Consider the following 12,109-nt stretch of genomic DNA (forward strand, 5'->3'; position numbering starts at 1 on the left):
CGGTTTTGGGTCTGCTTCGCAGCCCAACGGGAGCAAGCTCCCTCGCCACAAGAGCTGCTCCCACAGTTTGATTTGTGGTGTATCAGACGTACTGCGCGGCGGCGTAACCCGAGGCCCAGGCCCACTGGAAGTTGAACCCGCCCAGATGCCCGGTGACGTCGAGCACTTCGCCGACAAAATACAGGCCCGGGCTTTTCAGCGACTCCATGGTCTTGGACGACACTTCGCGGGTATCGACGCCACCCAGTGTGACCTCGGCGGTGCGGTAGCCTTCGGTGCCGGCCGGGACGATTTTCCAGCTGCCGAGCTTGTCGGCGATCTGCGCCAGTTCTGCGTGGGTGTACTGCTTCATCGGTTTGGACACGAACCAGTTGTCCGCCAGCAGGTTGGCCATCTTCTTGGTGAAGATTTCGCCGAGCAGGGTTTTCAGTTCGCTGTTCGGGCGCTCGGCCACTTGCTGTTGCAGCCACGCGGCGGTGTCGTGATCCGGCAGCAGGTTGATCTCCACGGTGTCGCCCGGCTCCCAGAACGACGAGATCTGCAGAATCGCCGGGCCACTGAGGCCACGGTGGGTGAACAGGATGTTCTCGCGAAAGCTCTGCTCGTTGCAGCTGACCAGACAATCCACCGAAGTACCGGACAGCTCGGTGCAGAGTTCCTTGAGCTGGTCGGTGATGGTGAACGGCACCAGCCCGGCGCGGGTCGGCAGCAGTTCATGGCCAAACTGCTTGGCGACCTGATAACCGAAGCCGGTGGCGCCCAGCGTCGGGATCGACAGCCCGCCGGTGGCGATCACCAGTGACTGGCACTGCAGCTGGCCGAGGGTGGTGTCGAGCAGGTAACCGCTTTCGACCTTTTCGATGGTCTGGATCGAGGTGTCGAGGTGCAGCTCGACGCCGACCTGATCGCACTCATCGAGCAGCATGCCGAGGATGTCGCTGGATTTGTTATCGCAGAACAGCTGACCGAGTTTTTTCTCGTGATACGGCACGCCGTGCTTGGCGACCATGCCGATGAAATCCCACTGGGTGTAGCGCGCCAGTGCCGATTTGCAGAAATGCGGGTTATGCGAGAGGAAATTGCCCGGCTCGGTGTACATGTTGGTGAAATTGCAGCGGCCGCCCCCGGACATCAGGATTTTCTTGCCAGCCTTGTTCGCATGATCGAGCAGCAACACCTGACGCCCACGCCCGGCGGCGGTCAGTGCACACATCAACCCTGCGGCGCCAGCGCCAATGATCACGACTTCGGTAGAGCGCAAAACGGTGTCCTCTGAAATATCACCACAAAACGAACCGTAGGAGCTGCCGCAGGCTGCGATCTTTTGATCTTGCTCTTTAAAAACAAAGTCAAAAGATCGCAGCCTGCGGCAGCTCCTACAGGGGGGCGTGCGTTGTTTTTACAAAACGCGAACGCGCAGCGAACGGCCCTTGATCTTGCCGTTGTTCAGGCGCTGCAACGCCTGCATGACCACGGTGCGTTCAACGGCGACATACGACTGGAAGTCGAAGATCGCGATCTTGCCCACCTGGGCGCCGGGGATGCCGGCGTCGCCAGTCAGTGCGCCGAGGATGTCGCCAGGACGCACTTTGTCCTTGCGCCCGCCGGCGATGCACAGGGTGCTCATCGGTGGCTGCAGCGGGGCGCCGCCCTGGGACTTGAGGTTATCGACCTGATCCCAATTCAACGGGGCTTTCTGCAGTTGTTCGATGGCTTGCGCGCGATGCGCTTCGGACGGCGCCACGAGGCTGACCGCGATGCCTTTCTCGCCGGCGCGACCGGTACGGCCAACGCGGTGAATGTGGATTTCCGAGTCGCGGGCCAGTTCGACGTTGATCACCATGTCCAGCGCATCAATGTCCAGACCACGGGCGGCGACATCGGTGGCGACTAGCACCGAAGTACTGCGGTTGGCGAACATCGCCAGCACCTGATCGCGGTCACGCTGTTCCAGATCGCCATGCAGGCCGACGGCGGAGATGCCTTTGGAGGTCAGGTGATCGACGGTTTCCTGCACTTGCTGCTTGGTGAAGCAGAACGCCACGCAGGAAGCCGGGCGGAAGTGGTGCAGGACTTTGGTCACTGCGCTCATGCGCTCTTCCGGGGAAATCTCGTAGAAACGCTGCTCGATCTGCGTGTCGTCGTGGAACGCTTCGGCTTTCACCGTTTGCGGATCGCGCATGAATTTCGACGCCAGTTGCTTGATGCCCACCGGGTATGTGGCGGAGAACAGCAGGGTCTGACGGCGTGCCGGAGTCTTTTCGATGATGTCTTCGATGGCGTCGTAGAAGCCCATGTCGAGCATGCGGTCGGCTTCGTCGAGGATCAGCGTGTTCAGGCCGTCGAGCACCAGCGAACCCTTGCGCAGGTGTTGCTGGATACGCCCCGGGGTGCCGACGATGATGTGCGCGCCGTGTTCCAGCGAAGCGATCTGCGGGCCGAACGACACGCCGCCGCACAGGGTCAGGACCTTGATGTTGTCTTCGGCACGGGCCAGACGCCGGACTTCCTTGGCGACCTGGTCGGCCAGCTCACGGGTCGGGCAGATCACCAGCGCCTGGCAACCGAAGTAACGCGGGTTGATCGGGTTGAGCAGGCCGATGCCGAACGCGGCGGTCTTGCCGCTGCCGGTCTTGGCCTGAGCGATCAGGTCCATCCCCTTGAGGATCACCGGCAAGCTCTGCGCCTGGATCGGCGTCATCTGGGCATAACCGAGGGATTCGAGGTTAGCCAGCATGGCGGCGGACAGCGGCAGAGTATTAAAAGCGGTGGCGATGGTGGTCACGGGACTGGCCTGCAAAACAAAATGTCGCGCAGTGTAGCAGCCCCGTGCCACTTTCCTCGAAAGTTCTGGACGAACAGTGCCTAAAACCTAGGGGAAGGAATTCCACTGTGGCGAGGGAGCTTGCTCCCGCTGGGGCGCGAAGCAGCCCCGCTCTTCAATTCAAAAGCGGGGGGACTGCTGCGCAGTCCAGCGGGAGCAAGCTCCCTCGCCACCAAAGCATTCACTGTTTATTCAGTGTTCGATGTGTTCGTCCGGATGTTCATCCGGGCGTTTGACCCGGCGGCCGTCCTCTTTCGACAGTTGCGAGAAGATCGTCGCCGCCAGCATCGCCATCACCCCGACGGTAACAAACGTCAGCTGGAACGCCCCGAGCACGGTTTCCACGCCGTCTTTGCCGATCTCCGCCGTAAACCCGCCAAGCAATGCGCCGGCACAGGCCACGCCCAGACTCAGCGACAACTGCGCCACCACCGAAAGCAGACTGTTGCCGCTGCTGGCGCTGGCGTCGTCGAGGTCGATCAGCGTTACGGTGTTCATCGCGGTGAATTGCAGCGAGTTGATCGCCCCTAGAATCGCCAGCAGCCCCAGCAGCAGCCAGTACGGCGTCTGCTCGCTGACCAGGCCCATGCTCGCCAGCATGATCCCCAGCGCCAGGGTGTTGCCGGTGAGCACGATGCGATAGCCGAGGCGTTCGATCAGTGGTCGCGCCATCCACTTGGCAAACATCGCCGCAGCGGCCAGCGGCAGCATGCTCATCCCGGCTTGCGACGGCGAATAACCCAGCGCCACCTGCAGCAACAATGGCACGAGGAACGGCAGGGCGCCGCTGCCCAGGCGGGCGAACAGGTTGCCGATAATTCCGACCGCGAAGGTTCGCGTCTTGAACAACGACGGGGCGAACAGCGGATTTTCGACACGCCCGGCGCGCAGCCAGTACGCCGCCAGACAGGCCAGACCGCCGAACAGCAGCAACATCACTCGCAGGTGCGGCAAGTGCAATTCGCCCAGACCTTCCATGGCGATGGTGATCAGGATCATCGCTGCGCCAAACAGCAGGAAACCAAGGCTGTCGAAGCGCGTCCGCTCGCTGCCGCGCAGGTCGGGAATGAATTTCCACACCGCGTAGCAGCCGAGAACACCGACCGGCAGGTTGATCAGGAAGATCCAGTGCCACGTCAGGTATTGCACCATCCAGCCGCCCATGGTCGGGCCGATCAACGGGCCGAGCAGGCCGGGAATGGTGATGAAGCCCATGATCCTCACCAGTTCCGAGCGCGGATAGGCGCGCAGCACCACCAGCCGTCCGACCGGCAGCATCAATGCGCCGCCGAGACCCTGAATCACCCGCGCACCCACCAGCATGGTCAAGGTGCTGGATAACGCACAAAGCAGCGAGCCGAAACTGAACAGCAGGATCGCGCCGAAGAAGATTTTCTTGGTGCCGAAGCGATCGGCGATCCAGCCCGAGGCCGGAATCAGCAAGGCCACGGTGAGCATGTAGGCGATGACCACGCCTTGCATGCGCAACGGGTCTTCGGCCAGATCCCGGGCCATGGCCGGCAGGGCGGTGTTGAGGATGGTCCCGTCGAGGGACTGCATGAAGAACGCAATGGCGACGACCCACGGCAACCAGCGGGCGGTGATGGCGTCGAGAGGCGGGCGTGTGGGCATGGAACCTCTGAGAGTGTGGGTCAGGCAGAACACTACCCTGTGGGAGCTGGCTTGCCAGCGATGGCGGACTTTCAGACAAAGTTATGTTGAATCTGATGTCCTCATCGCTGGCAAGCCAGCTCCCACAGGTTTTTGCGGTGTTACAGGGTCAAGGTCAGTCGGCTCACCAGCGCCCCCGGCAACAACGCCGACGACGTATTGCGCTGGCTATACGTGCTCGCCGACAGCAGCAACTCGCGCTCGGCGGTCAATGCTTCCAGCTGCGAACCCAGCAGGCTGTAGGCGCTGTCGTCGAAACGCATGGTGCTGACCGGCGCTTGAATCTCGCCGTTCTCGACCCAGAAAGTTGCGAAGCGAGTCATGCCGGTCAGGCGCGCCGCCGGTTGATCCGAGTAGTTCAGGTACCAGAGGTTGCTGATGTACAGCCCGGTGCCCAACTGCTTGAGGATCTCTGCCTGTGACAGATCACCGGCCGCCATGTTCAACGCACTCGGCATCTCACCGCCGCTGGCGCCGTTGGCGGTCAGGCCGTATTCGGCGGCACTGCGCGAACCGACCAGTTGCTCACCGGCCTTGCCTTCGACAATCAGCCGCAGATCGCTGCGCGGATAACCCTCGCCGGAGAACGCCGGGCTCAACGAACCGCTGACTTGCTCATCCAGCGAGACCAGCGGACTGAACCTCTGATCGCCGACATACAGCTTCTGCAGCGGGCTGCTTTTGCTTGCAATCGACTGCGCGGAGAAACCGCCCCAACTGAGCATGCCCATGATTTCTTCCAGCGCGGCCGGTGCCAGGTAGGCGCGGTATTGCCCCGGTGCCAGAGTCCGCAGCGGTCGACCGAGGAACGCCAGTTGCTCGCGCGCCTGCTGGAAGCGTCGGGTGAAGCCTTCGCTGCTCCACTCGTGCCCGGCGTAGCTGGCTTTCACTGCTTCGCCGTTGTCGTGGAACAGGCTGAAGTCGAAGTTGAAGCTGTTGGCCTGATGCCAGCCGAACGCCCCCGAGGAACTGGCGAAACCGCGGCTGATCGGACCGGCAGCATAGAAGCCGACCAGATCCAGACCTTCAGCAGCGGTGCAGATTTCCTCGACCACCTGCTCGGTGTCGGGCAGCGGATGGGCCTGCACGTTGTTGCTCTGCCAGCCGTTGTGATTGAGCAGCAGGTACGGATCCTGTGGCAGCAGCGGCAGGGTTTCGCGCAGTTGTTGCAAGCCTTCGGCGAGGCGCTGCAAATCGGCTTCCTGATCACCGGACAGAGTGATGTGGAGATCGGCGTGACGCCCGTCGTTAATCAGCTTCAGCCCGACGTCGGCTTGCTGCACCTGACCGGCCTGACGCACCTTGGCGTGGTTGAAACGCACGAATGCCGAGGATTCGGCGGCATAGCTGAGGGTGAATTGTTCCGGCTCGCGGACGCTGTCGCGCAGCCAATTGACCATGACCTTGAAGGCGTCGGACTGACTCTTCGAAATGCTCATCAGGCGTCTCCCCCAAACACATCAACGTTGCTGAATACGCAGGCCGGCGAAGCGTGGCCGACGCGGATCACCTGGTTCGGCTCGCCCTTGCCGCAGTTTGGCGTGCCCAGCACCATCCGGGTGCCGGCGTCGCCCACCGCGCGCAGACTCTTCCAGAAGTGCGCGGAAATGCCTCGGTAATTCGGATTTTTCACCACACCCTTTAGTTCACCGTTCTCGATCAACTGACCCCACTCGCAACCAAACTGGAATTTGTTGCGCGCGTCGTCAATCGACCATGAACGGTTGGTGCTCATCAGAATGCCGTGCTCGATACCGCTGATCAGTTGCGTCAGCGACTGATCGCCCGGCTCGATGTTGAGGTTGGCCATGCGGTCGATCGGTGGCCGGTTCCAGCCGCAGGCGCGGCTGTTGGCAACTCCGTCGAGACCGGCGCGGAACTGCGACAGCGCGCCACCCAGTGGCCGCAGCAGCAAGCCTTCGCGAATCAGGAATTGTTTGCTGGCCTTGCTGCCGTCGTCATCGTGGCCGTAACTCGCCAGCTCTTCGGGAATGTCCGGATCGAAGGTCACGTTGAGCAGCTTCGAGCCGTATTGCAGGCTGCCGAAGTCACTGGTTTTGACGAAACTGGTGCCGGCGTAATTGCGCTCGTCACCGAGGATCCGGTCGAGCTCCAGCGGGTGGCCGATGGACTCGTGGATCTGCAGCATCATCTGGTCCGGCATCAGCAACAGATCGCGCGGGCCTTGCGGGGTGTTCGGCGCGAGCAGCAATTGCAGGGCCTGATCGGCCACTTTCGGGCCGGCGCCGACCAGGCCGCAACGGCTGATCACGTCCGCGCCGCCCTGCTGGCCGAAGTTCTCGCGACCGAGGGAGCGGGTCTGGCTGTCGTTGCCGTCGTAGGCGGTGACGTCGAGGCCCGGATAGACGAAGCGCTGGGCCTGGCGCAATTCGGCGCCGGCGCTGCTCAGGTAGATCTGCTCGACGTGGGTGATGCCGATGCTCGCTTCCCAGTTCACCAGGCGCTCATCCTTTGGCACCGAGGCGGACTCCGCGCCGAGCAGCTCGAAGCATTCGCTCAGGGACGGGAAGGGTTGCTCGAGATTGGGCGAAAAGTAATCAGCGCGATCGCTCGACACCGGCTGGTCGCGCAGGTCGAGCAAGGCGTGCGGCTTGAGGCGCCGGGCCTGCTGTTCGGCGCGCTCAAGGGCGGCTTGCAGGCCTTGCTGCGACAGATCATTGGTGGCGGCGTAAGCCTCGACACCGTTGACCCGCACAGTGAGCATCGCGCCTTCGTCGCGGCTCAGGCTTGGCGGCTCGGCGACGTTCTTGCGCACCGACAGGTACTGGCCGGACTCGCGTACATACCGCAGGGAAAAAAACTCGGCGCCCGTGCGCAAGGCAGCGAAGCGCTGCTTGAGCTGGGGGTGGAAATCGAACATTCGGGAACCTCCTTGTTATGGAGTTGCGGGGTAAAGCGATTCGGCGGGGAGGGGTGAAACGATTGCGCGAGGTCTAGAGTAGGCCTGCGTGGGGGTAGGATCAAGTGAAGAGGGGGTGTAGGAGGATTTACTGTGCAGCAGGGGGGAGGGGTATTGAATTGCAGGGCCTCATCGCGAGCAGGCTCACTCCTACAAGGATCTCCAGCGAACACACATTATGTGAACACTGGAGATTAACTGTAGGAGTGAGCCTGCTCGCGATTAGCCGTGACGCGGTATCAAGTCTTACTGGGCAACAGGCGTGATATCACGCATCGGCTTGCCTTTCACTGGCGCACCGCCAGCAACGTAGTAGGCAGCATTGCTACGCGGCAGAGGCTTGCGGCCACGGATCTTGTCGGCGATTTTCTCGGCCATCATGATCGTCGGCGCGTTCAGGTTACCGGTGGTGATGATTGGCATGATCGAAGCATCGACCACACGTAGGCTCTGCATGCCGTGCACGCGACCTTCGCCATCCACCACCGCCATCTCGTCGGTGCCCATCTTGCACGAGCAGGACGGGTGGAACGCGGTTTCGGCGTGCTCGCGGATGAACTTGTCCAGTTGCTCATCGGTTTGCACGTCGATGCCCGGGCTGATTTCGCGGCCACGGAAGGCGTCCAGTGCAGGCTGTTGCATGATTTCGCGGGTCAGGCGGATGCCGTCACGGAATTCCTGCCAGTCCTGCTCGGTGGCCATGTAGTTGAACAGGATGCTCGGGTGCTGACGCGGATCCTTGGACTTCAACTGGATGCGGCCACGGCTCGGCGAACGCATGGAACCCATGTGCGCCTGGAAACCGTGCTCTTTCACACCGTTGCTGCCGTTGTAGTTAATCGCCACTGGCAGGAAGTGATACTGGATGTTCGGCCACTCGAATTCCGGACGCGAACGAATGAAACCGCCGGCTTCGAACTGGTTGCTGGCGCCGATGCCGGTGCCGTTGAACAGCCACTCGGCACCGATGGCCGGCTGGTTGTACCAGAGCAGCGACGGGTACAGCGAGACCGGTTGGGTGCAAGCATATTGCAGGTACAGCTCAAGGTGATCCTGCAGGTTTTCACCGACGCCCGGCAGGTCGTGGACCACCGGGATGTCGAGGCTTTCCAGCAGTTTTGCCGGGCCGACACCGGAGCGCTGCAGAATCTGCGGCGAAGCGATGGCGCCGGAGCACAGCAGGACTTCCTTGCGCGCCTTGGCTTCAACGCGCTCTTCCGCCGAACCGACCAGGTAACGCACGCCGACCGCACGCTTGCCTTCGAACAGAATCTTGTCGGTCAGGGCGTGGGTGACGATGGTCAGGGTCGAACGCTTCTTGGCGACGTCGAGGTAGCCACGGGCGGTGGAAGCACGACGGCCGTTCGGCGTCACGGTGCGGTCCATCGGGCCGAAGCCTTCCTGCTGGTAGCCGTTCAAGTCTTCGGTGCGCGGGTAACCGGCCTGCACGCCGGCTTCAACCATGGCGTGGAACAGCGGGTTGTTGCCCGCCTTCGGCGTGGTCACGCTGACCGGGCCGTCGCCACCGTGGTAGTCGTTCGGGCCGATGTCGCGGGTTTCCGCTTTACGGAAGTACGGCAGGCAGTCCAGGTACGACCAGTCTTCCAGGCCTGGCAGTTTCGCCCAGCCGTCGTAGTCCATCGCGTTGCCACGGATGTAGCACATGCCGTTGATCAGCGACGAACCGCCAAGGCCCTTGCCGCGACCGCATTCCATCCGGCGACCGTCCATGTGTGGCTCCGGATCGGTTTCGTACGCCCAGTTGTAGCGACGACCCTGCAGCGGGAACGCCAGCGCGGCCGGCATTTGCGTGCGGAAGTCAAAACGGTAGTCCGGGCCGCCTGCTTCGAGCAGCAGCACGGTGACGCCTTCGTCTTCAGTCAGACGGGTCGCCAGGGTGTTACCGGCCGAGCCGGCACCGATGATGATGTAATCGAATTCTTGGGACATTGAATGCACCCTCTTTAGATGTGGTCAGGCTGCCGAGCTGCTTGTTTTGTGGCGAGGGATCTTGTCGGATCGCCGCACCGTCCCGCTCGACTGCGAAGCAGTCGCAGAACCTGCGACCGAGCTCTGTCTGGATGAGCGCGGTGTCTGCAGTTGGGGCCGCTGCGCAGCCCAGCGGGAGCAAGCTCCCTCGCCACAAGGGCCCCAACCTCAGAGTTGCGTCAGATCAGAACACCGAGACGTAATCGCCCAGCTCGACCTGTACCGATTTGATGCGTGTGTAGTTGGCCAGCGAGCTGATGCCGTTTTCACGACCCACGCCCGACTGCTTGTAACCGCCAACCGGCATCTTCGCGTCGGACTCGCCCCAGGCGTTGATCCAGCAGATACCGGCTTCCAGTTGATGAATCACGCGGTGCGCGCGGTTCAGGTCTTTGGTGACGATACCGGCGGCCAAGCCGAAGTCGGTGTCATTGGCGCGGCGGATCACTTCTTCTTCGGTCTCGTAAGAGAGGATCGCCATCACCGGGCCAAAGATTTCTTCACGAACGATGGTCATCTCGTCGGTGCAATCGGTGAACACGGTCGGCGCGACGAAGGCGCCTTTGGCGAATTCGCCGTCGGTCAGACGCTCGCCGCCGCACAGTACGCGGGCACCTTCTTCCTTACCTTTGGCGATGTAACCCAGCACGCTTTCCATGTGCGGGAAGCTGACCAGCGGGCCGAAGTTGGTGTTTTCGTCTTCCGGGTTGCCGATGCGGATGCGCGCGACGCGCTCGACGATCTTGGCTTCGAAAGCGGCTTTCAGGTGGCTCGGTACGAATACGCGAGTGCCGTTGGTGCAAACCTGACCGGAGCTGTAGAAGTTGGCCATCATCGCGGTGTCGGCGGCACGATCGAGGTCGGCGTCGTCGCAGATGATCAGCGGCGACTTGCCGCCCAGTTCCATGGTCACGTCTTTGAGCGACGAAGCCGAAGCGCTGGCCATGACTTTCTTGCCGGTGTCGGTGCCGCCGGTGAAGGAGACTTTCTCGATGCGCGGGTGCTCGGTCAGCCAGGTGCCGACTTCACGGCCGCTGCCGGTCAGCACGTTGAACACGCCGTTTGGCAGGCCGGCTTCGGTGTAGATCTCGGCCAGTTTCAGGGTGGTCAGCGAGGTGACTTCGCTTGGCTTGAAGATCATCGCGTTACCGGCGGCCAGGGCCGGTGCGGATTTCCACAGCGCGATCTGGATCGGGTAGTTCCACGCGCCGATACCGGCGACCACGCCCAGCGGCTCGCGACGGGTGTAGACGAAGGAAGTGTCGCGCAGCGGAATCTGCTCGCCTTCGATCGCCGGCACCAGGCCTGCGTAGTATTCCAGCACGTCGGCGCCGGTGACGATGTCGACGTATTTGGTTTCGGAGAAGGCTTTACCGGTGTCCAGGGTTTCCAGAGCAGCCAGCTCATCGTTGCGCTCGCGCAGGATGTCGACGGCGCGACGCAGGATGCGCGAACGCTCCATGGCGGTCATCGCGGCCCAGATTTTCTGGCCCTTTTCAGCGCTGACCACAGCACGCTCGACGTCTTCCTTGGTCGCACGTTGCACTTGGGCGAGGACTTCACCGTTCGCCGGGTTGATGGCTTCGAAGGTGGCATCGCTGCCAGCGTCGGAGTACGCGCCATCGATGTAGAGTTTTTGCAGTTCGAAACGGGCCATAGTGTCCTCGCAAGTGCATTAGTGGTTGGCGTTGACCACCGCGATCAGGCTGCGGTGGCGTTCAGGGGCCGAGCGTTTTCTGTGTGCTCTAGCTCACCTGCTTGGCCAATTGGAAATCCATGTATTCGTAAGCGATCTGTTGCGCCTGCGCCGTGTCGAAAGCGTCTCCCGACAGCGCGCCGCGCAACCACAAGCCGTCGATCAACGCTGCCAGTCCACGCGCGGCGCTGCGCGCATCTTCGAGCGGCAACACACGGCGGAACTCGCAGCACAGGTTGGAATACAGACGGTGATCGTTGATCCGCTGCAACCTGTGCAAAGACGGCTGGTGCATGCTGGTGGCCCAGAAGGCCAGCCAGGTTTTCATTGCCGGGCCATTGACCTGGCTGGCGTCGAAGTTGCCTTCGATGATCACCTGCAGATGCGCCCGTGGGCTGCTGTCTGCCAGCGCCTGACGGCGCGCGGTGACGCTCTCGCTGAGGGCGGTCATCAGATACCGCATCGTGGCGGCGATCAGGCCATTCTTGTCCTGAAAATAGTGACTGATGATGCCATTCGAGACACCGGCCAAACGGGCGATCAGCGCAATGCTGGCGTCCCCCATACCGACCTGATCGACCGCCTGCAACGTGGCTTCGATCAGTTGTTGGCGGCGGATGGGTTGCATACCGACCTTGGGCATCTTGCACATCTCCTTAGGCCTTCCGAAGGGCGATAAACGCCTATCGGATTGAGGGCCAGTCTATTTTGTTTTGATTGAACGTTCAATCAACAAAGAATAAGATCTGCGACAAATCGTCGCTGCCTACAGATTTTTTCTGCTTGTAAATGGCGATAAAACGACATCCGAAAATGCTTGAAACCTGCGTGGGGCATGGCGCGGTTCGCTATTCGATGGACGTGTTGAATGGGCAAGACGCTCGGGGCCAGGTTTCGGATGAACGTCCGCACAGCTTTGGCCACGAAAGCGATTCGCAACGCCATTTCGGCAGGTTCGGGCTTTTTTCGGGGTGTCTTTATATCACCCGCCGGTCGGCTGCCAACTAAC

8 protein-coding genes are annotated in these 12,109 nt (G+C 61.8%); all 8 read right to left on the minus strand.

Annotated features, from left to right (window positions below):
• Window positions 1-82: 82 nt before the first annotated feature.
• The 8 genes from ACU680_RS16375 to betI all read right to left on the minus strand — a co-directional run bounded on the left by ACU680_RS16375 (window position 83) and on the right by betI (window position 11,743).
• Window positions 83-1,261: a BaiN/RdsA family NAD(P)/FAD-dependent oxidoreductase gene (locus tag ACU680_RS16375; RefSeq protein ID WP_448179976.1), complete on the minus strand. Its 1,179-nt coding sequence runs from the start codon at window positions 1,259-1,261 to the stop codon at window positions 83-85.
• A gap of 138 nt (window positions 1,262-1,399) precedes the next feature.
• Window positions 1,400-2,785 (minus strand): ATP-dependent RNA helicase DbpA, encoded by a 1,386-nt coding sequence (dbpA, locus tag ACU680_RS16380; RefSeq protein WP_007962660.1) that lies wholly within the window; start codon window positions 2,783-2,785, stop codon window positions 1,400-1,402.
• A 231-nt stretch (window positions 2,786-3,016) separates the two neighbouring features.
• Window positions 3,017-4,456, minus strand: coding sequence for a multidrug transporter subunit MdtD (gene mdtD / locus ACU680_RS16385; RefSeq protein WP_448179977.1), 1,440 nt, complete (start codon window positions 4,454-4,456; stop codon window positions 3,017-3,019).
• A 140-nt stretch (window positions 4,457-4,596) separates the two neighbouring features.
• Window positions 4,597-5,934 (minus strand): TldD/PmbA family protein, encoded by a 1,338-nt coding sequence (locus ACU680_RS16390; protein ID WP_448179978.1) that lies wholly within the window; start codon window positions 5,932-5,934, stop codon window positions 4,597-4,599.
• Window positions 5,934-7,376 carry a TldD/PmbA family protein gene (locus ACU680_RS16395; protein ID WP_448179979.1) on the minus strand — a complete coding sequence of 481 codons (1,443 nt, stop codon included), beginning with the start codon at window positions 7,374-7,376 and terminating at the stop codon, window positions 5,934-5,936. Before ACU680_RS16395 ends, ACU680_RS16390 begins: the two co-directional genes overlap by 1 nt.
• A gap of 285 nt (window positions 7,377-7,661) precedes the next feature.
• Window positions 7,662-9,365: a choline dehydrogenase gene (gene betA / locus ACU680_RS16400; protein WP_448179980.1), complete on the minus strand. Its 1,704-nt coding sequence runs from the start codon at window positions 9,363-9,365 to the stop codon at window positions 7,662-7,664.
• A gap of 223 nt (window positions 9,366-9,588) precedes the next feature.
• Entirely contained in the window at window positions 9,589-11,061 is a 1,473-nt protein-coding gene (gene betB, locus ACU680_RS16405; RefSeq protein WP_367086033.1) for a betaine-aldehyde dehydrogenase, read from the minus strand.
• An 88-nt stretch (window positions 11,062-11,149) separates the two neighbouring features.
• On the minus strand, window positions 11,150-11,743 hold the full coding sequence (gene betI, locus ACU680_RS16410) for a transcriptional regulator BetI (RefSeq protein WP_192562677.1): 594 nt from the start codon (window positions 11,741-11,743) through the stop codon (window positions 11,150-11,152).
• Window positions 11,744-12,109 lie beyond the last annotated feature (366 nt).

The sequence above is a fragment of the Pseudomonas sp. LF020 genome (genome assembly GCF_053456425.1).

Excerpts from the sequence above, each read along its gene's own strand:
- betI (WP_192562677.1), bottom strand. The coding sequence starts at position 11,743 with ATGCCCAAGGTCGGTATGCAACCCATCCGCCGCCAACAACTGATCGAA.
- ACU680_RS16395 (WP_448179979.1), bottom strand. The coding sequence starts at position 7,376 with ATGTTCGATTTCCACCCCCAGCTCAAGCAGCGCTTCGCTGCCTTGCGC.
- ACU680_RS16390 (WP_448179978.1), bottom strand. The coding sequence starts at position 5,934 with ATGAGCATTTCGAAGAGTCAGTCCGACGCCTTCAAGGTCATGGTCAAT.
- mdtD (WP_448179977.1), bottom strand. The coding sequence starts at position 4,456 with ATGCCCACACGCCCGCCTCTCGACGCCATCACCGCCCGCTGGTTGCCG.
- betB (WP_367086033.1), bottom strand. The coding sequence starts at position 11,061 with ATGGCCCGTTTCGAACTGCAAAAACTCTACATCGATGGCGCGTACTCC.
- betA (WP_448179980.1), bottom strand. The coding sequence starts at position 9,365 with ATGTCCCAAGAATTCGATTACATCATCATCGGTGCCGGCTCGGCCGGT.